Raw genomic sequence first — 25549 nt, 5'->3', positions numbered from 1 at the left:
CGCGCACAACTTCGGAGTCGGGCGATGCCACGCTGAGCGATCGCCCCTGCGACGGCGCGTCGCCGGCTGCGCTCCGAAGCTGTGCCCGCGCCCGGGTTCCGCTCTCTACACCTCGAGCTGAACGCGCTCGAGCCTCAGAGCGAGAGATGCAGTCGAAGGGCATCATCGATCGCGGCGACGAGATCGGCCGGCACCCAGCCGATCGGGCGCACGATCCTGGTGACGGCGACGGTGCGCACCTGCTCCGCCTGCGCCTTCGAATCCTGCGCGAGACCGGTCGCATCGGCGGGTAGAAGCACCTGGAACGGCCATAGCCGGACGATGTTGGACGTGACGGGCACGACGGTCACGGTTGCGCGCGGTGACCGCATGGCCACAGCGTTCGCGGCGTTGTTGCTCACGAGCACCGCCGGTCTGGTCTTGCTCGTTTCGGATCCGATCACCGGATCGAAGGACACGAGGACGATCTGCCCCCGTCGCAAGAGGGGGATGGATGGATCCGTCATGCGGACGCGAGCCCATCGGTGTCAGCGGCGTCCCACTCGTCGTCGTACCCGTCGGCGAAGGCTTCTGCATAAGCATCGGCGAGTCGACTCTCGCGCAGGAGCCGAACAGCATCCTGGACCGCGGCCGAGCGAGAGGCGTACCTACCGCTCAGTGTCTCCAGGTCGAGGAACGCGATATCTCCTTCGCTCAGACTCAGACTCACTTTGGCGTTCGTCATGGTGAGATGCTACTCGAGTAGCATCCTTCTTACCACTCTTCGACCGCCCGCCAGCTCCGGCCGGATGTCTACCGAGCACAGATTCGGATCCCGGCGTTCGGCCTGCCGTGATCCGACATCCGGCTCCGGCGCGTCGCGCCTGCCGTCCGAATCCGTGCCCGGTGAGGACGATCCACTAGGCACAGACCCGCCGCGCACGCGAAAGGCCCCGGATGCCGGCATCCGGGGCCCTTCGAACCTGCGATGCGTCAGCGCTTGCCGACGATCTGACGACCGACGAGGTCGCGCATGATCTCGTTCGTGCCGCCGTAGATGCGGTGCACACGGGCATCGGTGAAGGCCCGCGCGATCGGGTACTCCATGATGTAGCCGTAGCCGCCGTGCAGCTGCACGCCGATGTCGAGCACCTCCCACTCGCGCTCGGTCGCCCAGAACTTGACCTTCGCGGCGTCCTCGGCGGTGAGCGTGCTGTTCTTGTAGGCGAGCAGCGCGCGGTCGATGTAGGCCCACATCGCATCGGTGGTCGCCGCCATGTCGGCGAGACGGAAGCGGGTGTTCTGGAAGTCGGCGATGCGCTCGCCGAATGCCTCACGGTCCTTCGTGTACGCGACGGTCCAGTCGAGCGCCGCCTGGGCGGCTGCGGCCGCGGCCACACCGATCGACAGACGCTCGAGCGGCAGATTCAGCATCAGCTGGATGAAGCCCTGACCCTCCTTGCCGCTGATCAGGTTCTCGTCGGGGATGAACACGTCGGTGAAGCTGAGCTCTGCCGTGTCCCAGCCGTGAAAGCCCATCTTGCTGAGCTTCTTGCCCTGGTCGAAGCCCTCCATGCCCTTCTCCACGAGCAGCAGGCTAAACGCGTCGGGGCGATTGCCCTCGCCGGTCTTGACGAAGGTCACGACGACGTCGGCCGTCGAGCCGGAGGAGATGAACGTCTTGGCGCCGTTGAGGATGTAGCCGCCCTCGACCTTCTTGGCGTTGGTCTTGATGCCGCGCAGGTCCGAGCCGGCGCCGGGGTCGGTCATGGCGAGCGCGCCCAGAACCTCACCGGTGGCCATGCGGGGCAGCCACTTCTCCTTCTGCTCCTGCGTGCCCATGTGCACGAGGTACGGCACCGCCAGATCGTCCTGGATGCCGAAGGCACCCGCCAGCGAACCTGCGCCCGACGCGATGACCTCCTCCATCACGATGGTGCGGAATCGGTAGTCCTGCAGCATGCCGGCGCCGCCGAACTCCTCGGGCACGGACAGACCGATCAGGCCCGCCTCGCCGGCCGCCAGCATGGTCGCCCGGTCGATCTCACCCGCGGCGTCCCAGCGTTCGATGGCCTCGTTGTTCACGTGGCGCTTGACGAAGTCCTTGACGAGGTCGCGGAATGCCTCGTGATCCTCTTCGTAGATGTCGCGTTCCATGGCGTCCTCCCGAACGTTCGTGCGTCATTGCTCCGGCGATTCTATGCCGGGTCGCCGACACCACGACAGCCCGTTGTGAGAATGCATCCCACAAACCGTGGGACTGGGTACCGCCATTGTCGGATGCCGCAATCCGGCCGTTTCGAGACCGTCGCTCTGCGGTCAGTGCGCGTAATCGGGAGCAGCGGGGAGCCCGAAGAACTCCTCCAGCGTGTGGTATCCGCCCTGGTGGTACGCGGCCGCGAGCTCACGGCCGAGGTAGCGCAGATGCCACGGCTCGGGCTTGTACCCGGTGATGCCCGAACCGACCTGCTCGTAGCGGACGATGAAGCCGTACTCCCAGGCGTTCGCCGCGATCCACTCGCCCTGCACGGTCGCGCCGAACGCCTCGATGGCTCCGCACGACGAGTCGCAGGCCACGAGATCGAGGGCGAGCCCGGTCTGGTGCTCGCTGTGTCCGGCGCGCGCCGACGAGGCATCCGCCCCCGCCTGGCCGCTGTTGCGCACATGCGCGGCGTGAGTCGCGACCTGAAGGTCGTACGACCGGTAGCCGTTGTTCGCGCCGATGCGCCCCGCCCCCTCGGCGGCCGCAGCGTCGGCCATCTCTCCGACCGCCGCAGCGACATCTGTCCGGGCCTGCCCGGAGCGAGTCGTCATCTGCACCGGGAGGTCGGCGAGCGAAGACGGAGCGAAAGAGACCGGCACGAGCGGACGCGCCTTGTTCACGACCACCCAGACATGGGCGGGGTCATCGAGCGCGATGCAGGGCGCATTGCCCGCGACGACGGCGGCACGGAAGCTCTCGCCGCCGCCGAAGCCGGCGATGATCGCCGAATCGTCGGCGACCGCGATCGCCTCGAGCACGCTCGGCTCTGAGCACGGGTCGGCCGCCGTGGTCGCGCCGACCTCGACCGCCGGCACCTCCTGCACCGCCAGCGGCTCCGGCATCGCCATCTCGGCGGGCACCGAAGTGGCGATGGGCGCGCCCGCGATCGACAGCAGGATGCCGATCGTGGTGACCGCGAGACCGATGGGCAATGCGGGTCCGCGGATCGGGGAGCGCTGTGCCGCATGCTGAGGCTGCGGCGGGAAGGACATGCTCCCATTGTCCCTTAAGTCCGATCGAACAGAAGTCCCACTCCGGGTTGACCTTGTATCGTATCTATGTTCGAATGGTCGATATGCGGTGGCAAGGACAGAAACTCGGCGACGTCGATGCCGCAGCGCTGCCCGGCCTCGAAGAGCGCACCGGTGTGCTCCGCACGGTGACCACTCCCGACTTCGCGGGCATGACCTTCCATGAGGTGCTGTCGAAGTCCGCGCTCAACCATGTTCCCGGCGCATCGCGCATGCCGTTCGCGTGGACCATCAACCCCTACCGCGGTTGCAGTCATGCGTGTGTGTACTGCCTATCGCCGGACACTCTGATCCTCTGCGCGGACGGGCGTCAGCGCCCTCTGAGTTCACTCGAGATCGGCGATGAGATCATCGGAACCGAGCGACAGGGCAGCTATCGACGCTACGTTCGCACGACCATCAAGGCGAAATGGTCGACGCGGAAGCGTGCACACAGAGTCACGCTCGCCGACGGGACGGAACTCGTCGCGAGTGGAGATCACCGCTTCTTGACGGAGCGCGGCTGGAAGCATGTGTCGGATGCCGATTCCGGGCAACGTCCGCATCTCACGACCAACAATCGGCTCATGGGATTCGGGGTCGGAACCGCCGGGGCGTCAGTCGATGTGCTCTCGACCGGGTATCGCCGCGGCTATCTCTCGGGCATGATTCGCGGCGACGGCATGATCTTCCACGGCACGTACGCGAGCGAGACCAGAACACGCGAGATCCACAGTTTCCGTCTCGCGCTCATCGACCGGGAGGCTCTCGACAGGACTCGTCGGTTCCTCGAGGAGGAGGGGGTGCCGACGAGAACTCGCCCCTTCGCGGTCGCCAGCGACACGCGCAGTGCTGCGGACGCGATTCACACGGCCGCCAGGCGTCACGTCGAGACGATCGAATCCCTGGTGAAGACTCCCGAAGCACCGGAACCTGACTGGTTCGCGGGATTCCTTGCCGGGATCTTCGATGCGGAGGGCAGCTGCTCCCGTGGCGTCCTGCGGATTTCGAACAAGGACGCGGACATCATCACGCTGATCGAGCGTGGCATGCGCGAGTTCCATATACCCCACCTCGTCGAAGGGGCACGCCCGAACGGGGTGCGAACGGTCAGGGTCGTCGGCGGGCTTCCTAGCCGCCAACGATTCTTCGCGATCTGTTCGCCGGCGATCACTCGCAAGCTCTCCATCGAGGGGACTGCGGTGAAGAGCGTCGCCGACCTGAAGGTCGTCGGCATCGCCCAACTCCCGGGCAAGCAGGACCTCCTCGACATCACGACCGGCACAGGAGACTTCGTCGCCAACGGCGTCATCAGCCACAACTGCTTCGCTCGGGGTACGCACGAGTACCTCGATCTCGACGGGGGCTCGGACTTCGACTCGCAGATCGTCGTGAAGGTCAACGTCGTCGAAGTGCTGGAGCGAGAGCTGCGCAAAGGCAGTTGGGAGCACGAGACCGTCGCTCTGGGGACGAACACCGATCCGTATCAGCGCGCCGAGGGCCGCTACAAGCTCATGCCGGGGATCATCGAGGCCCTGGCCGCGTCGGGCACCCCGATGTCGATCCTCACCAAGGGCACGCTGATCAGACGCGACATCCCCCTGCTGGTGAAGGCGGCGCAGCGCGTGCCCGTCGACATCCAGATGTCGATCGCGATGTACGACGACGAGCTGCAGAAGGCGATCGAACCGGGCACGCCGACGACCCAGGCACGACTCGACACGGTGCGCGCACTGCGGGATGCGGGATTCCGGGTGACCGTGTTCCTGATGCCGATCATGCCGCACATGACCGACTCGGTCGAGGCGATCGACACGGCCCTGCGTCGCATCAAGGAGGCGGGTGCGAATCGCGTCATCTACGGCGCTCTCCACCTGCGTGCTGGCGTGAAGCCCTGGTTCATGCAGTGGCTCGGCGAGTTCCGTCCCGACCTCGTCTCGTCATATCGGGGTCTGTATCCGGGCGTCTCAGCCGAGGCGCCCAAGGGCTATCGGCAATGGCTCGCCAAGCGGGCACGACCGCTGATCAGACTGCACGGCCTCGACGGCCAGCACGAAGACGACTACCCGGTGCGCGGCATCCGGGCGTCCGCACCGCACGGCCGCCCGGCACCCGCATTCACGCCGACCCCCGCCCCCGCGCAGCCGATGCTGTTCTGAGGTCAGCGCTTCTGGGGGCGCAGCGGTCGAGCGCGGCGACCAGGGCGCGTAGGCTCGGTCGTTATGGCTATCGGCTCCACCATGCACACGTTCGAAGTCCAACTCGCCGACATGGATCGCGGTGTGTACGACGACTTCTCGCTGCGTGCGGCGCGGCATCCCTCGGAGACCGATGAGTACATGCTCACCCGCGTGCTCGCGTACGGCCTCGAGTTCGCCGAGGGCATCACGTTCGGTGGCGGCATCTCGCAGACCGACGAGCCGGCCGTCCTCGTGCGCGACCTCACGGGCCAGATCACGGCCTGGATCGAGATCGGAGCACCCGACGCCGAACGCCTGCACTACGGCAGCCGACTGGCCGAGCGCACCGTCGTCTACACGCACCGCGACCCGGCGAAGGTCATGGCTCCCTGGGCAGACAAGCGCATCCACCGCTCAGAGGCCATCCGGGTCTTCAGCTTCGACCCGGGCTTCATCGACTCCGCCGCACCGCTCATCGAGCGGCGCAACACCATGACCCTCACCATCACCGAGCAGGTGCTCTACCTCGACCTCAACGGCACGACGCTGACGACGGCGATCCACGAGCACGCGCTGACCTGACGGGAGCGCCGCCGCGCGGCATCCGACTGCCGCCTTCGCGCACTCTCGAGCACCTCAAGGGACTCTTGACGTGCTCTCGGCGCTCTTCAGCGCCTCCCAGGACTCTTCAGCGCCTCCCAGGACTCTTCAGCGCCTCTCGGGAGGAGAACTGCGCCTCGGGAGGACCAAAAGCCCGAAATGCTCCTCCTGAGGCGCAGTTTTCCTCCCCAGGCGCAGCGCCTCGCACCCTTCACATGGCGAAGGCCCCGCCCCCGCGGATGCAGGAGGGTCGGGGCCTTCGAAAGTGACGGATCAGGCCGTGAGGTCTGACGCGGTCGGCATGCGACCGGCGATCTCCTCGATCAGGTCGTCGTTCAGACGAGCGTTCTCGAACGGCGCGTCGATCTCGGCGCGCTGCAGCAGCTCGGTCATGCGACGCTGGCGCTGACGCGTGATCAGCGTGACGACGCGACCCGAACGACCCGCGCGGCCGGTGCGACCCGAGCGGTGCAGGTACGTCTTGTACTCGTCGGGCGCATCGGCCTGGACGACCAGATCGATGTCATCGACGTGGATGCCGCGGGCGGCGACGTCGGTGGCGACGAGCACGTTCACTCGACCCGACGTCAGACGCTCGAGGTTGCGCGTGCGCTTGGCCTGGTTGAGGTCACCGTGCAGCGAGACCGCGGGGATGCCGGCGTCGTCGAACTGCTCGGCGAGCATGTCGGCGTAGGCGCGGGTGCGGGCGAAGACGAGGGTCTTGCCGTCGCGGTCGACGAGCGACGTGAGGATGTCGGCCTTGTCGCGGTGCTCGATCACGAGCACGCGGTGCTCGATGGTGCTCGATTCCTGGTCTTCACCGGCGACCTCGTAGACGGCCGGGTCGACGAGGAACTCGTCGACGAGAGCTGCGACCTCACGGTCGAGCGTGGCCGAGAAGAGGAGCTTCTGACTGCCGTCGGCAGTGTGACGCAGGATGCGCTGAACGGGCTCGACGAATCCGAGCTCGCACATGTGGTCGGCCTCGTCGAGCACCGCGATGCGGCAGTCCGAGAGGTCGAGCTTGCCCTGGTTGATGAGGTCCTCGATACGACCGGGCGTTCCGATGACGATGTCGACGCCCTTCTTGAGCGCACCCACCTGGCGACCCTGCGGCACACCACCGTAGATCTGCGTGGTGAAGAGGCCGACGCTGCGGGCGATCGGCTGGATCGTGCCGTCGATCTGCAGCGCGAGCTCGCGCGTCGGAGCGAGGATGATCGCGCGGGGCTTGCGGCCGAATTCACGACGCTTGCCTGCCTGCGACTGCAGCACGCGCTCGACGAGCGGAGCACCGAAGGCGATGGTCTTGCCCGAGCCGGTGCGGCCTCGGGCGAGGACGTCGCGACCCTTGAGCACTGCCGGGATGCTGGCGGCCTGGATCGGGAACGGCGTCGCCGCTCCCATGCCGACGAGTGTCTCGACGATGTTGGAACCGAGACCGAGGTCGCCGAAGGTCACACCGTCGACCTCGACGGCCGCCACGGACTTCGCCTCGAGGCGCTCGTGTACGACGTCGTCGGTCGGCTCGAACTTCTTGCCGGGTGCCGCGCTCGATGTGGCGTTCCAGTCGTTGCGGCTGGGTCGCTCGTTGCGCGACGGCCGCCCGCGGGTGTCCGACGTCAGCGGGCGGGGACGATCGGTGCGGTACGCGCCACCGGTCGAGGGACGCGAACGCTCGTCGCGGCCACCCTCGATCGACCGCTGAGTGCGGTCACGGTCGAAGGCACGACGCGCACGGTCGGCGTCGTACGAGCGCTCGGAGCGCTCGGCGCCGCCACGGTCATCACGACGCGGGCCCGCGCCACGGTCGTCACGACGAGGACGGTCATCACGGTCGAAGCGCGGACGCTCGGATGCTGCGCGGTCGAAGCGCGGACGCTCGGTGCGGTCACCCGAACGCGCAGGACGGTCGTCGCGGGTGAAGCGCTGACCACCGCGGTCGTCGCGGAAGCCACCGGAACGCTGGTCACGGCGGTCGTCACGACCCGGGCGTCCGCCATCGCGGTGATCGTTGTCGCGGAAGCCCTGGCGCTGCGTGCCGGCACCGCGGTCGTCACGGCGAGAACGGTCGTCACGCTGGCCGGTGCGCTCATCGCGGTACGTGCCGGGACCGGTCGGACGCTGGCCGCCACGGTCATCGCGGCGCGGGCGGTCGAAGCCCGTGGAGGAGCGGTCGTTGTAGCGAGGACGGTCGTCGCGGTTGTGCGGCGCCTCGCGGCGACCCGACTCGGCACGGTTGCGGATGCCGCGCGACTCGTCGCGACCCGCGCGCTCCTGCGACGACCAGCGCTGCTTGGGCGCGCCACCCTCTTCGGCCGGGCGGTAGCCGCGGTGGCCGACGCTGCGGCTGCCGGGGCGACGGTCGAATCCGGCCGCCGGGGTGCGCCGCTCACCGGCATCCGCGCGTCCGCCGCGAGCATCACGGGAATCGCGGGTGTCGCGCGCGCCGTCACGGCCACCGTTGTGGCGGTCGTGGAACGACGTCTTGTTCGCGCCGTAACGCGGCTCGAAGTTGGCGGCGGGGCGTCCGCCGCGGGGCTTCTTGTTCTTGGGCATGGGGTGTCCTTCTGAGTTCTCGCCACGAGAACGGCGTCGCGCACACGCGCGGTACCCTGCGCGCGATCGGATACGACCACGCGGGGTTTCCGGACTGTCAGCGGCCGGGGCCATTCATGTGATGGTTGATTAGCGTCGAGCGACGCTCACCATCGGCCCCTGGACTCACACTTCTTACACAAAAACGTCCGCGCACTGCGCGGGTGTCCGAAGCCGACGCATCAAGTGTAGCGGTCGCACCTGAAAGAGTCCCCAGTCCCATGGCCGACGCGGGTCGCCATACGATTGCGGAGTGAACTCCGCATCCCTCACCGGCACACAGGTGCACCTCCAGCTCGGCGACGTCAGCGCTCAGATCGCGCAGGTCGGCGCCTCGCTCCGCTCCCTTCGCATCGGCTCCGTCGACCTGATCGCTCCGTATCCGCTCGACTCGCCGACGCCCTCGTGCTCGGGCGTGGTGCTCGTACCCTGGCCGAATCGAGTCAGGGACGGACTCTGGAACGACGATGGCACCGAGCGGCAGCTCGCCATCACGGAGCCGAAGTTCACGAATGCGAGCCACGGACTGCTGCGGTTCACGGCCTACGACTTCTCCGAGACCGCCTCAGGGACGACGCTGAGTGCGACGATCTTCCCCCAGACGGGCTACCCGTATCTGGTCGAGACGAGCGTCACCTACGTTCTGCGCGCCGACGGGATCGACGTGACGCACGCGCTGACCAACCGCTCCGCCACGGCCGCACCGGTTGCACTCGGGACGCATCCGTTCGTCACGATCGGCGATGTCGATCCGCACGAACTGGTGCTGCGCGTGCCGGCACAGACCGCCGTCACCACCGACGAGCGGATGCTGCCGACGGGCACCCACCCGGCGGATGCTGCGCTGCGCGACGGCGTGCGCCTCGGAGACCTCACCCTCGACACGGGATTCACCGGCCTCGAACGCGACGCCGACGGACTCGTGCGGCACTCGCTCACCGCACCGGACGGGCGCCGGCTCACCCTCTGGCAGGGTGCGGGATTCGACTTCGTGCAGGTCTACACGACCGACAAGTATCCGGGGCAGTCCCTCGCCGTCGCGATCGAGCCCATGACCGCGCCCGCCGATGCCCTGAACAGCGGGATCGGCCTGCGCCGCCTGAATCCCGGAGAGACCTGGACCCTCGAATGGGGCATCACGCTCGACTGATCTCGCTCGCCCCCGCGTCACGACTCAGCATCAACGCGCCGATGCCCGCCCGGGAAACGCTCCCGGACGGGCATCGAGCTCAGTCCTGCTGAATTGTGAACGAGGGATGCGGCTACTCGCCGCGCTCGCGAAGCTCCCGTCGCGTCAGCTGGTTCGCGTGCGGCAGCTCGGAAGCGCCAGCTGTGCCGCCGGACGAGACACTCGCGAGGGCCAGCCCGTCCGCTGGCGCGGGCCCGTCGGAAGGCTCGCCCTCGCCCGCCGGCGCAGACCCGTCATCGCCCGAACCCGCCCTGCGGGCATGGCGCCGCTCCTTCGCACCCTCGACGAGGTTGTACAGCGTCGGCAGCACGATCAGCGTCAGCACGGTCGACGACAGCAGCCCACCGATCACGACGATCGCGAGCGGCTGCGAGATGAACCCGCCGTGTCCGGTGATGCCGAGCGCCATCGGCGTCAGGGCGAGGATCGTCGCGAGAGCCGTCATCAGGATCGGCCGCAGACGCTTCTCGCCGCCGGCCCGCACGGCATCGATCGTCGACAGACCCTTCTCGCGATACTGATTCACGAGGTCGATCAGCACGATCGCGTTGGTCACCACGATGCCGATGAGCATCAGCACACCGATGAGCGATGCGACGCCGAGCGGCACGCCCGTGATGATCTGCAGCAGGATCGCGCCGGTCGCCGCGAACGGCACCGAGACGAGCAGCAGCAGCGGCTGCCGCAGCGACTTGAAGGTCGCGACCATCACGACGTAGACGATCAGGATCGCCGCGAGCATCGCGAGACCGAGCTGCGAGAACGAGTCGGCCTGCTGCGAGGCGACACCGCCGACCTCGGCCGATGCGCCGTCGGGCAGGTCGACCGCGGCGAGCGCCTCGGTGACCGATTGGGTCGCCACAGCGAGGTTGTCGGATGCCGGGGGCACGGTGATCGTCGCGGTGCGGCGTCCCTGCTCGGTGGTGATCGAGGTCGGGCCGTTGCGCTCCTCGACCGTGGCGATGTCCTGCAGCTGCACGACACCGAGCGCGCTCGGAATGGCCAGCTCGCGCAGGGCCTGCGCGGTCGTGGGCGGCTCGGACGACGCGAGGTAGATGGTCAGCGCGGTGTCGTCGATCTCGACCGTCCCGACCTGCTGCGGGCGCATCGTGTTCGAGACGATGGACCCGACGGCCACCTCCGACAGCCCGCGCTGCGCCGCGGCGTCGCGGTCGACGACCACGGCGAGGTACGGCAGAGCGGCCGCGAGGTTGTCGGTGACCTGTCCGATGCCCTCTCGTCCGTCGAGCTCGTCGACCACGGAAGTCGTCGCGGCCTGCAGGTCGTCGGAGTTCGACGCCGACACCGTGATCTCGATGTCGCTCGATCCGAATCCGGCCGACGATGCGACGGTCACCTCGCCGACGTCCGTGAGGTCTTCGATCGCGTCCTGCACGGCGGCGCGCAGCTTCTCCTGGTCGGCGTCGCCGTCGGTGAGCACCGAGTACGTGACTCCGGCGCCGCCCGAGAACGCATCGCGCAGCGCGGAGCCGCTCGAGCCGATCGAGGCCTGCACGTGGGTGACGCCGTCGATGTCGAGCAGCGCATCCTCGACGGCGATCGCCGCCTCCGACTTGGTCTCCAGGCTCGCGGTGGGTCCGAGGTCCTGAGTGACGGTCATCGTGTTCTGACCGGAGTCGCTGAGGAAGTTGATCTTCATCAGCGGCGCCGCCGCCAGCGTGGCACCCAGCACGACGACCGCGAGGATCACGGTCACGCCCGAGTGCTTCAGCGTCCAGCCGAGGATCGGACGGTAGGCGCGCTGCAGCGGCGTCAGCGGTGCATCCGGGTGCTCCGGGTCGATCTGCACACCGTTCTCGTCGAGCAGCGGCTTGCCTGGGCGCAGGAACCAGTAGGCGAGCACCGGCACGATGGTCAGCGACACGAGCAGCGAGGCGACCATGGCGATCGACACGGTCACGGCGAACGGGCGGAACAGCTCGCCGACCATGTCGCCGACGAAGACGATCGGCAGGAACACCGCGACCGTGGTGATGGTCGACGATGTCACCGCCATCGCCACCTCGCGCACGGCGAGGCGGATCGCATCGCCCTTGTCGGCATCGCCGACGTAGTGCCTCTTGATGTTCTCGATCACGACGATCGAGTCGTCGACCACGCGGCCGATCGCGATCGTGAGCGCACCGAGGGTGAGGATGTTGAGCGAGTAGCCGAACGCCTGCAGGCCGATGAAGGTGATGAGCACGCTGGTCGGGATCGAGATCGCCGTCACCAGCGTCGAACGGATCGACAGCAGGAAGACCAGGATGACGATCACCGCGAAGACGAGCCCGAGCATTCCCTCGGTCGCCAGGGTCTCGATCGACTGCTGGATGAACGGCGCCTGGTCGAAGATGATGGTGAACTCGGCGTCGGGGAACGCCTCGCCGATGGTGTCGAGCGCCGCGATGACCCCCTGCGAGACCTCGACGGTGTTGGCGGCCGGCAGCTTGGTGATCGAGATCGAGAGGGCGTCTTCGCCGTCGACGCGCGAGATCGACGAGATCGGATCGGTCTTCTGCACGACGGTGGCGACGTCGCCGATCGTCTCGTTCGTGCCGACGAGCGGCAGCGCGGCGAGCTCTTCGACCGAGGTGATCTTCGCACCGGTCTGCACCGTGAGCGTCTGACCGTTCTCGGTGATGTCGCCGCCGGGGAACAGCGTGCCGTTCTGCTGCAGGGCCGTGGTGATGGCCTGCGTGCTCTGACCGGCTGCCGCGAGCTTCGCGACGTCGGGCGTGATCGTGATGCGCTGGCCGACGCCACCGATGAGCTGCGCGGCGTTGACGCCGTCGACGTCCTCGAGCTCCGGGATCGCGACGCTCGTGAGTTCCGCCTGCGCGTTCTCGGCGTCATCGAACCCCGTGACGGCGACCTGGATCACCGGGAAGTCGTCGATCGACACCGCCAGCACCTGGGGGCTGATGTCTTCGGGAAGCTCACCCGAGATGCGGTTGATCGCCTGCTGGATCTTCTGCTCCGCGGTCGCGAGATTCGTGCCGTAGGCGAAGGTCGCCTGCACGATCGAGGCGTTCGTGGTGCTCGTGGCCGTCGTGCCCTCGAGGCCGGGAACACCCTGGATCGCCGACTCGATCGGCGTCGAGACGTCGTTCTCGACGACCTCGGGCGAGGCGCCGGGGTAGGTCGTCATGACCATCAGGTTGGGCAGCTCGAGCGACGGGATGAGCTCCTGCTTGAGGTTCGTCAGAGCGAGTCCACCGAACACGGCGGCGACGATCGTGATCAACGCGATCAGTGCGCGGTTCTTGAGACTCAGGACGGCGAGGTTCGACAAGGCGGATTCTCTCTCTGCTGATCAGGCGGATGCTGCGGCGGCGGGTGCGGGGTTCGACGCCTGAGGAGTGAGGATCCCGGCGAGGGCGTCGCGGATGAGCTCTTCGTCGAGCGGCTCGTCGTGGATCTGAGAGTGCCAGAGTACGCCGTCGATGAAGACGGCTGCGGCCCTGGCTCTGTCGACTCCGTGAACGGGGGCGATGAAGCCGACGATCTCGTCCGACCACAGTCGGGCGAACTGACGGACACGCGGGTCGTGCACGGCGGCGGTGACGACGGCTCGGTCGGCCTGCACAGCGCGGGCGTCGTCGAGCCCTCGGCGCACCAGGCGAGCGAGTCCTTCCGGCGTCACTCCCTCGATGACCACGGCTCGCCGGGTCGCGTCGATGCGCGCTTCGATCTCGGCGGCCAGCGCCCCGATCGCCGCTTCGCGCAGGTCGTCGAGGGTGGCGAAGTACTGGGTCGTCGAGCCGAGGGGCACCCCGGCTCGCGCTGCGACCTTGCGGTGCGTCAATGCGTCGACACCGATCTCGACGATCAGCTCTGCGGCGGCGGTGACGATCTCGAGACGGCGCGCTTCAGGGTCACGGCGGCGGCGCGTGCCATCGCTCATTCCGGACCCCCAGCGATCACCCCTGTACGGGCGTACATGTACGTTTGTACATTCTGCAGCCCGAACCTGAGGGTTCGCTCGGGGCGCTGCGGCGACGACGGGCGCCGCCAGTACGACAGGCGCCCGGCGCGCCGCCTATTCGACCTGACCGCGCTCGAAGTAGGCGACGAGATCGGCATCCAGCGCGGGGATCTCGATGGCCGAGCCGTCGCCGCGCAGCGACTCGGTGGCGAGGATGCCGGCGGCCACGGCTTCGCGAGCCGCCACCGGCGAGGTCTCCGTGATTCCCCCGTCGCGCACGAATCGCAGGAACTCCGCCACCAGCAGCGCGTCCGCTCCGTCGTGACCTGCGCCCTCCGCCTCGGGGACGATGAACGTCTCATCGGCGTCGGCGGCTCCGCGGTGGCGGCGGTTCCACAGCCTGACCTCGCTGCCGGCCGTGTCGCCGACGTTCTCGATGCGCCCCTCGGTGCCGATCACCGTGTAGTTGCGCCAGTAGTCGGGCGTGAAGTGGCACTGCTGGTACGAGGCGAGGATGCCGCCGGAGAGGCGCATGTTGACCATCGAGATGTCCTCGACGTCGATCACCGGGTTGAGCCCTGTGAGTGACGTCGGCGGCCAGTTGTCGACGCTGAACCAGTCGGGCATCCGCTCTCCGGTGCGGTCGCGGCGGTCGGTGATGTCGCCGTAGACGCTGAGCTCGCCCATGGCCGCGACCTGCTCGGTGTAGGCGCCCGCGAGCCAGTGGATGATGTCGATGTCGTGCGCCCCCTTCTGCAGGAGCAGTCCCGTCGTGCGGCGGCGGTCGGCGTGCCAGTCCTTGAAGTAGTAGTCGCCGCCGTGCCCCACGAAGTGGCGCACCCACACGGCCTTGACGTCGCCGATCCGGCCGTCCTGAATGAGCCCGCGCATCAGCGTGATCACCGGCATGTGGCGCATGTTGTGGCCGATGTAGAGGCGGCTTCCGGTGCGTCGGGCCGTCTCGAGCATGGCGTCGGCGTCGGCGAGGTCGATCGCGAGAGGCTTCTCACAGAACACCGCGACACCGGCTTCGAGGGCGCGGATGCTGAGCGCCGCATGCGTGTCGTCGGGCGTGAGCACCATGACGGCGTCGATGCCTGAGGCGAGCAGCTCGTCGAGCGAGTCGGTGACGAGAGCATCCGGAAGCAGGCGCCGGGCGTCGTCACGAGCCCGCTCCGAGGGGTCGCAGACCGCGGTGATGCGCGACCCCCGACCGGGGCGGTGCACCTCCTCGCGCAGTGTGGCGCGCGCGCCGAAGCCGATGAGTCCGATGGTGAGATCCACGGTGGCCCTTCTGAGAGTAGAGATGTGCGCGCAGACGGCAGCGTCAGCGCGAATGAGCGGTGGGCGCGTCGACGTCGGTCGACGCGCCGGGGAACAGCGACCAGGCGAACTCGTGCAGCTGCCCGGCTGAATCGTCGGCGGCGAGCGCGCGGTCGATGATGATGCGCGCCTGCCGGTCGTAGAAGTCGGTCGGGCCGACCGTGGTCAGGGTGGGGGCGATGAGCTGCGCGTCGGGAGTGTTGCCGACGCCGATCACGGCCACGTCGTGCGGCACCCGGAGTCCGAGCATGTGCGCCGCATTGATGGCCGCGATGGCCGCGAAGTCGGTGGTCGCGTAGATCGCGTCGGGCCGGTCTGCGCGTGACAGCAGCCGCACCGCCGCGGCGAAGGCACTGGCCTGCCCCTCGGTGTATGTGACGGTCCAGTCGGGATCGACATCGAGACCCGCGGCGGCCATCCTCTCGAGGTACGGCGTGTACCGGGTGACCTGGGTCGGCGCGAGACGCACGGCGCCCTCGGCGGCGAGACATCCGATCGCCGTGCGCCGCTCGAGCAGGTGGTCCATCGCGAGCTCGCAACCGGGGATCGCGTCGGAGCGCACCACGTCGAAGCCGGCGGGCTCGAGGTGCTCCGAGAACACCACGAGCCGCTGACCGCGCTGCACGAGATCGGCGAGCTTGCGCTCGGCATCCTCGTCGATCCCCACGCCGTCGAGGTAGGCGACGTCGCTCTCGACCCTGTCGAGTGCCGCGTGCCAGTCGCCGTCGGCGAGGATCAGCGTCGTGAGTCCGTGCTTGTTCGCCTCGGTGTTCACGGCATCCGCCACCGCGAGCGACCAGGGGTCGCTGAGCATGTGCAGCGACAGCTGCACCATGCCGCTGCGACCGGTGCGGATCGTGCGCGCCGCGATGTTCGGACGGTAGTTGAGCTCGTCGGCCGCCGCGAGCACCCTGGCGGCTGTGGCTTCGGCGACGCCGGACCCGGAGGCCGCACCCGATCGCCCGGAGAACACATACGACACGGTGGCCGTCGAGACCCCCGCGCGTTCGGCGACCATCCGAAGGGTCGGACGCCGCGAGGTCGTCGACTGCTGCCTGCGCTCTGCCATGGGTCAGCCCTTCGATCCGCTGAAGGCGATGCCCTGGATGAACTGCCGCTGCAGGATCATGAAGGTCACCAGCATCGGCAGAGTCGCGAGCAGCGCTCCTGCCATCAGCACCGGGTAGTCGGTGCCATGGATGCCGACGAGCTGTGAGAGCCCGACCGACAGCGGCATCTTGGCGGGGTCGGTCGTCACGATCAACGGCCAGAGCAGATCGTTCCAGGACCACAGCACAGTGAACACCACGAGAGCGATGATGCCAGGCTTCGCGAGCGGAACCATGATCCGCCAGAAGGTCTGCCACGGATTCGCCCCGTCGATGCGCGCCGCCTCCTCGAGTTCGGCGGGCATCGACATGAAGAACTGTCGCATCAGGAACGTGCCGAACGCGCTGAAGATCCCGGGCACGATCAGCGCCTGCAGGGTGTTCAGCCACCCGAGCGCCTGGATGATCTCGTACTGCGGCAGCAGGTACAGCTGCGACGGCACCATGAGCACCGAGAGGAAGACCACGAACAGCGCGTTGCGTCCGGGGAACGGGATGCGGGCGAAGGCGTAGCCGGCCATCGTGCACAGCACGACCTGACCGATCGTGCGCCCGATGGTCAGAAGCACCGAGTTGGCGAACATCTGCGCGAAGGGCATCGAGTCGAAGACCTCGGCGAAGTTCGTGAACACCCACTCGCGCGGGAGGAGACTCGGCGGCACCTGCACGGAGTCCGACAGCGTCTTGAACGAGGTCAGCAGCTGCCAGATGAACGGGAAGACCATCAGGATCGCGCCCACCAGGAGCACCACGTGCACGATCCAGATCGCGCGGTTGCGGGGCTTGCCCGCTCGCCCTGCCGAGCGGTCGGGCGAGGCGCTGACGACGGCGCGCGTGTCGAGCGAGACGTCACTCATAGTGCACCCACTTCTTCTGCAGACGGAACTGCACGACCGTGAGCACGAGGATGATCACGAGCAGCAGGAAGGCGACGGCGGCGGCATAGCCCCGGTCGTTGTCGAGGAAACCCGCTTCGTAGAACAGGTACACGACCGTGCGGGTGTTGGGCATGGCCGGGTTGCTGCGCCCCAGCATCATGTAGATGAGGTCGAACACCTGCAGGGCGCCGATCACGCTGATGACGCTGACGAAGAAGATCGACGGCGACAGCAGGGGGATCGTGATCGAGAAGAACTTGCGCACCGGGCCGGCGCCGTCGAGGTCGGCGGCCTCCATGATCGTGTCGGGGATGCCCTGGAGACCGGCGAGGAAGATGACGATGTTGGTTCCGAGGCCTGCCCAGATGCCCACGACCGCGATGGCCACGAGGGCGGTGTTCGGATCGGTGAGCCAGCTGCGCCCCTCGATGCCGACCGAGCCGAGCGCGGCGTTGAGCACTCCGTAATCGCCGTTGTAGATCATGCGCCACACCAGTGCGATCGCGGCGGGCATCGTGACGACCGGGATGAAGTACAGCGTGCGGTAGGCGCTGCGTCCCTTGAGGCCCGAGGTGTTCAGCAGCGCGGCGATGCCGACGGCCAGAGGGATGCCGATCAGGGCGATGACCGTGTAGAGCGCGGTGTTGCGCAGCGCGCCGATCAGCTCGGGGTCCTGGAACAGGCGGGCGTAGTTCTCGATCCCGACCCACTCGGCGCCGCCGAACGGCCCCGACTTGGTAAACGAGATGATGAGCGTGCGCACCGTCGGCCACAGGTAGAACACGGCGATGCCGAGGGCGGTGGGTCCGATGAACACCAGAGCCCACCACGGGGAGGCGCCCGGGTTGCGCCGCCGGCGGCGGATGCCGGGGCTCGTGGCCTCCGGCATCCGCTCTGCCTTCGCGCGCGGGGGCGACGCGGTGACGGTCATGAGCGACTACTCCTGCTCGGCATCCAGCGCCGCCTGCATCTGCCCGGCGAGGTCTTTCAGGCCTGCCTCGGGGGCGACCGCGCCCGACCAGACCTGCGACAGCACCTCGCTCTCGATGCTCGTCCACGCCGACGTGTTCTTCGAGACCGGGTAGGGCACCGCGGTGTCGAGAGCGTCGATGTAGACCTGCAGGTCGTACTGCGGCAGCGCGTCGACCCAGCCCTGCTGGGTGCCGTTGAACGCGGGGATCACGGTGCCGGTCTCGGCCTGGATCTCGGCCGCCTGCTCGCCGCTCGCGAAGGCGGCGAACGCCTTGGCCTCGGCCACGTGGGGGCTCTTCGCGTTGGCGACGTTGCCCACGCCATGGATCACGCTCTGGTTGCCCTCCGGCCCCTCGGGGAGCGGAGCGACGTCGACCGTGTCGGCGATGTCGGCGTTGTCGCCGTAGGCGATCGCTGCCCACGAGCCGTTCTGGAACATCGCGACCTTGCCCGACAGGAAGAAGTCCTCGGGGTTCGTGTCGGTCATCTGCTGCGCGGTCGGCGACGACCCCGCCTCGATCAGGTCGGTCCACAGCTCGATGCCGGCGAGCGCCTCGGGCGAGCCGTAGCCGCTCTCGGTGCCGTCGGCCGAGATGACCTCGCCGCCCGCCTGGGCGATCGAGTTGTAGAAGTTCTCCTGCCCGTACTGGCTCGCGGCGACGCCGAACTGGCCCTTCCCCGGGTCGGTCAGCGCGGCGGCGGCCGCGGTGAAGTCGTCCCAGGTCCAGCCTGCGCTCGGGTACTCGACGCCGGCGGCGTCGAAGAGCGCCTTGTTGTACCAGAGCGCCACAGTGTCGAAGTCCTTCGGTGCCCCGTAGAGCGCCCCGTCGAACGTGTAGAGGTCGATCAGGCCCTGGGGGTAGTCGGCGGCATCCACGCCCGCGTCGTCGAGCGGGGCGAGCTGGCCGTTCGAGGCGTAGAGCTGGAAGTTCGGACCGTTCATCCAGAACACGTCGGCGGCGGACCCGCCCGTGGCGGCGGTCTGCAGCTTGGTGAAGTACTCCTTGTAGGGAGTCACCTGGATGTCGATCGTGACATTCGGGTTCTCCTTCTCGAACGCCGCCGCGATGTCCTCCATCGCCGGCTTCTGGTTCTCGTCCCAGATGGCATAGCTGAGGGTCACATCGCCGCCCGACGAGCTCTCGCCTCCGGCGGCGGGTGAGCAGGCACTGAGAGCGAGGACGGCTGCCGCGGACGCGGCGAGGGCGCCGAGGGCGCGGTGGGAGGTGCGGGGCATCGATGTCTCCTTTGACGGTGCAGGGAATCGTCGCTGCGTCGGGATCGTGTCTGTTAAACGGTTAGCAGTTAAACGATTAGCAAGGAGAATAGCCTGATCGAGGCGAGGCGCGCAAGCACAGATCTGCGCCCGCTGTGGCGTGGTCAGAGCAGCGTGGTCAGAGCAGCGAGCTCAGAGCAGCGAGCTCAGAGCAGCGAGCCGAAGGCCAGACCGAGGCCGGCCGCGAGCAGACCGAGCAGCAGCATCCCGACGGCGTTGAACGCGGATGCCCTGCGCTCGCCGTCACGCCAGAGCGCGACCGTGTCGAGCATCGCGGTGCTGAAGGTCGTGTAGCCGCCCAGCAGACCGGCACCGAGGAGGAATGCCTGGTCGGGCAGCGCCGCGGTCACGACACCCAGGGCGAACGATCCGGTGAGATTCACGGCGAAGATGCCCCAGGGGAAGCGCCGCCCGGCGACCCTCGCGATGCCGACATCGACGAGGTACCTCAGCGCGGCTCCCACACCTCCGGCGAGCGCGGCTCCGATGAACAGCAACGGGGTCACGAGCGGGCTCCCTCGACATGAGCCCTCGGGCGAGGGCGGCCGAGACGCAGCCCGAGAGCAGCAGCGGCAAGGCCGAGCACGAGACTGCCGCCCGCATACGAGAACGCGAGCAGCGGAGCATCCGCCCAGAGCGCATCCGTGCCCGTCATGAAGGCGCTGTAGGTCGTGAAGCCGCCGAGCACACCGGTGCCGAGGAACACCCGCAGCCCCGTGGTCTGCCCCGTGGCCTGCGGCAGTCGCGCGGCGAGGATGCCGATCAGCAGCGCCCCGATCACGTTGACCAGGAGGGTGGCGACCGGTAAGCCCCCGGCATCCGGGATCCAGAGTGCGACCCCGAGCCGCGCCGCCGTGCCGATGCTGCCTCCTGCGAAGACGAGGAGGAGGCTGCGGAGAGTCACGCGACAACTCTAGCCGCGCGGTTGCAACGCATCCGCTGATTGTCAACCGGGTGTGACGGAGCGACGCCGAGGCGAAGACTGATGCCATGAAGCCACTGTGGAAGCTCGACCGGACTCCGCCCATCGGCACACCGTTCGACCCCGGCGCACGGCACGACGTGATCATCGTCGGCGCGGGCCTCACCGGCCTCACCACCGCGGTCATGCTGACGCGCGCGGGGCTCGATGTGGCTGTGATCGAGGCTGGCGAGGTCGCCGAGCTGGCGACCGGCGGCAACACCGGCAAGCTCACCCTGCTGCAGGGCAAGCGCCTCGCCGAGATCCGCAGGCACCACTCCGCCTCCCTTCTGCAGGCGTACGTCGAGGCAAACCGTGAGGGCATGGACTGGCTGGTCGGCTTCGCGGACCACGCGGGGGTCAGCTACGAGCGTCGGATCGACCACTCGTATGCGCAGGATCCGAGCAGTCTCGACTCGGTGCGCGCGGTGCACGAGGCGGCGAGCGAAGCAGGCCTTCAGACGAGGATGCTCACACGGGCAGAGCTCGGTGAGGCGGCGTTCCCCGTCGTCGGCGCCACAGCCCTCGACGATCAGGTGACCATCGACCCTGCGCTCGTGGCTCAGGCGCTCGCGGAGGAGCTGCTCGCGACCGGCGGCACACTGCACACGGGAGTCAGGGTGACCGCCACTCACGTGCTTCCCGAACCGCGCGTCGAGACCCCGGTCGGGCCCATGTTCGCCGAGCACATCGTGATCGCGACCGGCTATCCGATCCTCGACCGCGGGCTGTACTTCACCAAGATGCGCGCCTTCCGCTCGTACTGCGTCTCGTTCCGCGTATCAGGCGAGGTGCCCGAGTCGACCTTCATCTCGCTCGACTCCCCCAGCCGGTCGATCCGTCCGGTCTCTTCCGCCGACGGCCCGGGCGGCACGGCGCAGCTCATCGTCGGCGGCAACGGGCATCCGGTCGGGCGCTCCGACAGCGAGGCCGCCGCGGTCGACGATCTGATCGACTGGACGAGGCAGTACTTTCCGGATGCCGAAGAGACGCACCGCTGGTCGGCGCAGGACTACGAGTCGCACAATCAGATCCCGTTCGTGGGTGCGATGCCGCGGGGGCTCGGCAGCATCCGCTTCGCGAGCGGATACGCCAAGTGGGGCCTGTCGAACGCGCCGGCCGCGGCTCTTCGCCTGACCGCCGAGATCCTCGGGGCCAGCTGGCATGACCGACCGTCATGGATGGTCAAGCTCGGCACGAGGCTGACGGTGCCGGCCGATCTCGCCAGAGGAGCCGCCGAAGGAGCGAAGGTCGCTGCGGCCGCCACGAGCGGATGGGTCGAGGCCGAGCGCAACCCGGTGCCGGTTCCGAAGCCGTCGGAGGGTGAAGGCGTGGTCGCCAACCGCAGCGGACGCCCCGTGGCCATCTCGACGGTCGGCGGAGTCACCCGTGCGGTCTCGGCCGTCTGCCCGCACCTCGGCGGAGTGCTCGCCTGGAACGACGAGGAGTGCACCTGGGACTGCCCCCTGCACGCGTCGCGATTCGAGGCGGACGGCACGCGCATCGAGGGCCCGGCGCTGCAGGATCTGAAGCCCCTGCCCCGCAAGAGCGGGGGCTGAGGCTCGTTGTTTATCTAGCTTTCGGTGGTTTATTGTATTCCAATAAACCACCCTAAAAGACGTAAAATCGTTCTGTGCAGGCACTCACCAATCCATACACTCCGAACGCTGGCGCCGAGCCTCAAGCCGTCGTCGGACGAGATGACCAGCTCGGATCGTTCGATCTACTGCTCGCGCGGATCGAGCATGGCCGAACCGAGCAATCGATGATCATCACCGGCCTGCGTGGGGTCGGCAAAACGGTTCTCCTCGGGCAGTTCCGCACGAAGGCGCTCGCGAAGGATTGGGTGGTGCTCGAGCTCGAGGTGAGCAAGAACGACGAAGCTCATTTCCGCACTGCGCTGGCCTCGAAACTGCGCACAGCGTTGTTCGAGTTGTCTCCGAAGGCGAAGTGGACCGATCGCTTCACCCATGCTGCAGCAGTATTGCGATCATTCACTCTCACCGTCGATGCCACAGGCGCATGGACCGCCGGCCTGGACGTCGACGCAGCCGAAGGATTCGCTGATCACGCGAACCTGGCTCTCGATCTCACAGACGTGTTCGTCGCGCTCGGCGAGGCCGCGAAAGAGAGAGGCCGCGGTGTCGTTCTGTTGTTCGACGAGGTCCAGTTCCTCAGCAAGATCCAGTTGGGTGCGACGATCGAAGCACTCCACAAAATGGTTCAGCGCAAGCTGCCCGTGACTCTGGTCGGGGCAGGACTTCCGCAGATCGCTGAGCTCGCTGGCGATGCGAAATCGTACGCAGAGAGACTCTTCAAGTTTCCGTCGATCGGCAATCTCATCGAGGACGATGCGCGATTGGCTCTGACCCAACCCGCAGCGGACGAGGGTGCCGCGTACGACGACGACGCGCTCGACGAAGCGTTAGCCCTCACAGGGGGGTATCCGTACTTCCTCCAGGAGCTCGGCTATGCCGTGTGGACCGTCGCGGACGGCCCAGTCATCTCTCGCGAGGACGTCGAGGCTGCCGTCCCCGCCTACGAGTCCAAGCTCGATGAATCATTCTTCCGGGTGCGTCTCGATCGCGCGACGGAGCTGCAGCGCGCCTATCTCCGGGCGATGGCACAGCTCGGTTCAGAGCCACAGAAGGCCTCGGACGTGGCAGACGTCATGGGCAGAACGTCTCAGAATCTCGGTCCCACGCGCGCGGAACTGATCAACATGGGACTTCTGTACACCCCCGAGCACGGGTTCGCGGCGTTCACAGTTCCCCATTTCGACAAGTTCCTCATCCGGGCCATCCCGAAACTCCACGTGCCTCCGCTGAAGCCCCGGAAGTCATCAGGACGGGCCAAAGAGTGACAGCACTTGGTGCGTGACCGCGCGGTGATCCACGGCTGAGCGTCAGGCCCGCGGCGCGTCAGCACCCGGGGGCGGAGCGTCCCAGCCCTGCTGAGGCTCGTCGCAGTTCTCGCGGAACACGTACTGCGAGGCGAGCTTACGTTGGTGGCTCGACCAGTCGATCGCGGGGCGGCGCTGCTCGGGCGGCAGGTAGCCGAGGCGATACACGGCCATGAGCTCGAGATCGTCGGGCACGCGCAGCAGCTTCACGATCTCGTCCCAGCGACCCGGAACCTCCATCGGGAAGGAGATGAACTGGATGCCCATGCCGAGCTCGACCGTGGTGAGCCAGACGTTCTCCATCGCGGCGCCCATGCTGAACACCGAGTAGAACGACGAGAGCTGGCCGGGCCGGTACTCGCTGCGATCGAGCATCACGCCGAGCAGCAGCGGAGAGCCGCCGACCAGCTTGTGGTTCTCCTCGCCCAGGGTCTTGGGCACGCCGAACGTGTTCATCAGCTTCTGACCGCGCTTCGTGAACACCTGGCTCGTGAACGGGCGGAGGGCCGCGGGGAGCTTGTCGAACAGCATCCCGCTGCGCTTCTCCTCCATCTCGGCCTGACTGAAGCGGAAGTACGGCTTGTAGCGCTCGAAGAACGTGCCGTTCGACATGGCCTCGGTCATGCTCTCGCCCGAGATGCGCGCGATCTGATCGATCGTGTCGCGGTTCTCGATGACCACGAACCGCCACGGCTGGCTGTTCAGCTGCGAGGGTGCGCGGCCCGCAGCCTCGAGCAGGATGCGCTGATGCTCCTCCGACACCGGGTCGGGCAGGAACGGCCCGTTCGTGGTCTTGCGGCGGCGGATGGCGTCGAGCAGTTCCATGCGTTCACTTCCGGTCGGTGGTGATGCGCGAGCAGATGAGGCCCGCGACGATGAACGGTGCTGCGGCGAGCGCGACGAGCGGATGCCGGCGGCTGTGCGTGCCGAGGTACGGGATGGCGGCGAGCGGCGCGGCAACCGGCGCGAGCGCGAGTGCGGCGCGGCGGCTCGAGTGCTTCGGCCTGCCCCAGATCGCGGACGAGACGGCAGTGGCGGCGGCCACGCACGTGGCGATGTAGATCGCATGATGCAGCCAGCGGAAGTTGCTGGTGTCGATGACCTTGGCGGCGACGGCCGAACCGAGGGCGACGTTCGCGGTGTAGGCGACAGCTGCGGCGGCGAAGAGCGGCGCGGCATCGGTGCGTCTGCGGCGGTGGCCCATGACCCGACCCTACGCCCACTCCCGGCATCCGATCTCGGCCTTGCCGTGGTGTCTCGATCTGTGCAAAGCGGAGCGTCTCGTCTCGTCGCTTCGCTCGTGCGGTCAATTGCGCACCTCCCACGCCGTGCGGGGTCACAAACGCACGCCCGACGCCGTGCGGGGTCAAAAACGCACCTGAACCACGCGGTTCCGATGCGAAATTGACCCCGCAGCGGAGGCTGACGGGCGCGGAGGCGGATGCGGATGCCGCGCGGCGTCCTACAGGTTGCCCTCCGCGTAGATGCGGAGCGCGTCGCGGACGAACGCCGCGCCCTGCGTGCCACCGCCCGACGTCGCGTAGTTCGCGCCGAAGCGCGGATCTGCGACGTACATCTCGCCGAGCCCGATGACGTATCCCTTCACGTCACCGCCCGGCACGGCCGCGGGGGTTCCCGGGATGCCGGTGAGCCACTCGACGTGGCGGCGGGCGACGTCCTGAGCCTCGGCGGATGCCGGGTCGATGCCGCTCTCTGCGGCGGCGATCCAGTCGCGACCGAGGTCGGAGACGCGCTGCTGCCAGTCGGCTCGTTCGGTGTCGGTCATCCCTCGCCACCAGCGGTCGCTGTCGGCGTAGGCCTTGCGACCCCAACGCTCTTCGACCTCCTCCCTGTACTGGGCGTGGTCGAAACCGTCGAACATGTTCTCTGCCATGAGTTCTTCACCTCCTTTCAGTGCGTTGATGGTGTTCTCGACCGACGCGATCTGACGCGCCAGCCGGTTCTGCTCCTCGCGCAGCAGCGCGAGGTGGGTTTCGAGAGCGGACTCCTCGCTCTGCCGCGCATTCACCGGGCTCAGCACCTCGGCGATCTGCGGCAGTCCGAGTCCGAGCTCGCGCAGCAGCAGGATGCGCTGCAGGCGCACGAGCGCGGCCTCGTCGTAGTGGCGATAGCCGTTGTGCGCGATGCGCGAGGGTGGCAGTAGGCCGACGTCGTCGTAGTGACGCAGCGTTCTGCTGGTGGTGCCCGCGAGTCGGGCGATCTCCTGGATCGACCAGTCGCGACCGCTCATCGCCTCCTCCTTCCGTGGTTCCGTTCTTCGATAACTCCACGGTAGAAGTTGACGCAGCGTCAAGGTCAAGCGCTGTGCCCGACCGATATTCTTCATCCGCTCGTCACACGAATCGACCCGGCGCTCGCTA

22 protein-coding genes are annotated in these 25549 nt (G+C 67.8%); 5 read left to right on the top strand and 17 right to left on the bottom strand.

The window, feature by feature from the left end; all coding sequences use genetic code 11:
• Positions 1-134: 134 nt before the first annotated feature.
• From FIV50_RS02145 to FIV50_RS02130, 4 genes are all read right to left on the bottom strand, one after another.
• The gene (locus FIV50_RS02145) at positions 135-506 is read right to left on the bottom strand and encodes a type II toxin-antitoxin system PemK/MazF family toxin (RefSeq protein ID WP_140035991.1); all 372 of its coding nucleotides are present in this window, start codon (positions 504-506) and stop codon (positions 135-137) included.
• Complete coding sequence (locus FIV50_RS02140; RefSeq protein ID WP_140035990.1) at positions 503-724, bottom strand: ribbon-helix-helix domain-containing protein; 222 nt, start codon at positions 722-724, stop codon at positions 503-505. Before FIV50_RS02140 ends, FIV50_RS02145 begins: the two co-directional genes overlap by 4 nt.
• A gap of 248 nt (positions 725-972) precedes the next feature.
• Positions 973-2136 (bottom strand): acyl-CoA dehydrogenase family protein, encoded by a 1164-nt coding sequence (locus FIV50_RS02135; RefSeq protein ID WP_140035989.1) that lies wholly within the window; start codon positions 2134-2136, stop codon positions 973-975.
• 162 nt (positions 2137-2298) lie between these two features.
• Positions 2299-3234: a M15 family metallopeptidase gene (locus FIV50_RS02130; protein WP_140035988.1), complete on the bottom strand. Its 936-nt coding sequence runs from the start codon at positions 3232-3234 to the stop codon at positions 2299-2301.
• 83 nt (positions 3235-3317) lie between these two features.
• Here FIV50_RS02130 and FIV50_RS17840 point away from each other — a divergent pair, with 83 nt between their 5' ends.
• Together FIV50_RS17840 and FIV50_RS02115 are read left to right on the top strand one after the other, a co-directional pair.
• The gene (locus tag FIV50_RS17840) at positions 3318-5411 is read left to right on the top strand and encodes an intein-containing Rv2578c family radical SAM protein (protein ID WP_258184371.1); all 2094 of its coding nucleotides are present in this window, start codon (positions 3318-3320) and stop codon (positions 5409-5411) included.
• Positions 5412-5474: 63 nt separating this feature from the next.
• Positions 5475-6014 (top strand): YaeQ family protein, encoded by a 540-nt coding sequence (locus FIV50_RS02115; RefSeq protein ID WP_140035987.1) that lies wholly within the window; start codon positions 5475-5477, stop codon positions 6012-6014.
• Positions 6015-6305: 291 nt separating this feature from the next.
• Here FIV50_RS02115 and FIV50_RS02110 read toward each other — a convergent pair whose 3' ends face one another.
• Positions 6306-8591 (bottom strand): DEAD/DEAH box helicase, encoded by a 2286-nt coding sequence (locus FIV50_RS02110; RefSeq protein WP_140035986.1) that lies wholly within the window; start codon positions 8589-8591, stop codon positions 6306-6308.
• Positions 8592-8883: 292 nt separating this feature from the next.
• Between FIV50_RS02110 and FIV50_RS02105 the strand changes: the two genes are divergently transcribed.
• A complete protein-coding gene (locus FIV50_RS02105) occupies positions 8884-9780 on the top strand; it encodes an aldose 1-epimerase family protein (protein WP_140035985.1) in 897 nt (298 codons plus the stop codon).
• A gap of 112 nt (positions 9781-9892) precedes the next feature.
• Here the strand turns inward: FIV50_RS02105 and FIV50_RS02100 are convergent, their stop codons facing one another.
• The 9 genes from FIV50_RS02100 to FIV50_RS02060 form a co-directional block, all read right to left on the bottom strand.
• A complete protein-coding gene (locus tag FIV50_RS02100; RefSeq protein ID WP_140035984.1) occupies positions 9893-13114 on the bottom strand; it encodes an efflux RND transporter permease subunit in 3222 nt (1073 codons plus the stop codon).
• Between the two features lie 21 nt (positions 13115-13135).
• On the bottom strand, positions 13136-13726 hold the full coding sequence (locus FIV50_RS02095; protein ID WP_140035983.1) for a TetR/AcrR family transcriptional regulator: 591 nt from the start codon (positions 13724-13726) through the stop codon (positions 13136-13138).
• 135 nt (positions 13727-13861) lie between these two features.
• A complete protein-coding gene (locus FIV50_RS02090; protein ID WP_140035982.1) occupies positions 13862-15031 on the bottom strand; it encodes a Gfo/Idh/MocA family protein in 1170 nt (389 codons plus the stop codon).
• A 43-nt stretch (positions 15032-15074) separates the two neighbouring features.
• Positions 15075-16139 carry a LacI family DNA-binding transcriptional regulator gene (locus FIV50_RS02085; RefSeq protein WP_140035981.1) on the bottom strand — a complete coding sequence of 355 codons (1065 nt, stop codon included), beginning with the start codon at positions 16137-16139 and terminating at the stop codon, positions 15075-15077.
• A gap of 3 nt (positions 16140-16142) precedes the next feature.
• Positions 16143-17036 carry a carbohydrate ABC transporter permease gene (locus FIV50_RS02080; protein ID WP_181164301.1) on the bottom strand — a complete coding sequence of 298 codons (894 nt, stop codon included), beginning with the start codon at positions 17034-17036 and terminating at the stop codon, positions 16143-16145.
• Positions 17029-17988 carry a carbohydrate ABC transporter permease gene (locus tag FIV50_RS02075; protein ID WP_140035980.1) on the bottom strand — a complete coding sequence of 320 codons (960 nt, stop codon included), beginning with the start codon at positions 17986-17988 and terminating at the stop codon, positions 17029-17031. Before FIV50_RS02075 ends, FIV50_RS02080 begins: the two co-directional genes overlap by 8 nt.
• Positions 17989-17994: 6 nt before the next feature.
• The gene (locus tag FIV50_RS02070) at positions 17995-19266 is read right to left on the bottom strand and encodes an ABC transporter substrate-binding protein (RefSeq protein ID WP_140035979.1); all 1272 of its coding nucleotides are present in this window, start codon (positions 19264-19266) and stop codon (positions 17995-17997) included.
• 185 nt (positions 19267-19451) lie between these two features.
• Positions 19452-19811, bottom strand: a complete 360-nt coding sequence (locus tag FIV50_RS02065; RefSeq protein WP_140035978.1) for a fluoride efflux transporter FluC — start codon at positions 19809-19811, stop codon at positions 19452-19454.
• On the bottom strand, positions 19808-20209 hold the full coding sequence (locus FIV50_RS02060) for a fluoride efflux transporter FluC (protein ID WP_140035977.1): 402 nt from the start codon (positions 20207-20209) through the stop codon (positions 19808-19810). Before FIV50_RS02060 ends, FIV50_RS02065 begins: the two co-directional genes overlap by 4 nt.
• An 86-nt stretch (positions 20210-20295) precedes the next feature.
• Between FIV50_RS02060 and FIV50_RS02055 the strand changes: the two genes are divergently transcribed.
• The gene (locus tag FIV50_RS02055; RefSeq protein ID WP_140035976.1) at positions 20296-21825 is read left to right on the top strand and encodes an FAD-dependent oxidoreductase; all 1530 of its coding nucleotides are present in this window, start codon (positions 20296-20298) and stop codon (positions 21823-21825) included.
• 74 nt (positions 21826-21899) lie between these two features.
• Positions 21900-23129, top strand: a complete 1230-nt coding sequence (locus FIV50_RS02050; RefSeq protein WP_140035975.1) for an ATP-binding protein — start codon at positions 21900-21902, stop codon at positions 23127-23129.
• A 42-nt stretch (positions 23130-23171) separates the two neighbouring features.
• On the opposite strand, the gene FIV50_RS02045 is transcribed toward FIV50_RS02050, so the two are convergent.
• From FIV50_RS02045 to FIV50_RS02035, 3 genes are all read right to left on the bottom strand, one after another.
• On the bottom strand, positions 23172-23993 hold the full coding sequence (locus tag FIV50_RS02045) for a nitroreductase family protein (RefSeq protein WP_140035974.1): 822 nt from the start codon (positions 23991-23993) through the stop codon (positions 23172-23174).
• Between the two features lie 4 nt (positions 23994-23997).
• Positions 23998-24372, bottom strand: a complete 375-nt coding sequence (locus FIV50_RS02040; RefSeq protein WP_140035973.1) for a hypothetical protein — start codon at positions 24370-24372, stop codon at positions 23998-24000.
• 258 nt (positions 24373-24630) lie between these two features.
• Complete coding sequence (locus FIV50_RS02035; RefSeq protein ID WP_140035972.1) at positions 24631-25419, bottom strand: MerR family transcriptional regulator; 789 nt, start codon at positions 25417-25419, stop codon at positions 24631-24633.
• Positions 25420-25549: the final 130 nt, after the last annotated feature.

The organism is Microbacterium foliorum (genome assembly GCF_006385575.1).
Classification (GTDB): domain Bacteria; phylum Actinomycetota; class Actinomycetes; order Actinomycetales; family Microbacteriaceae; genus Microbacterium; species Microbacterium foliorum_B.
This window is presented reverse-complemented; position numbering and strand designations above follow the sequence as displayed.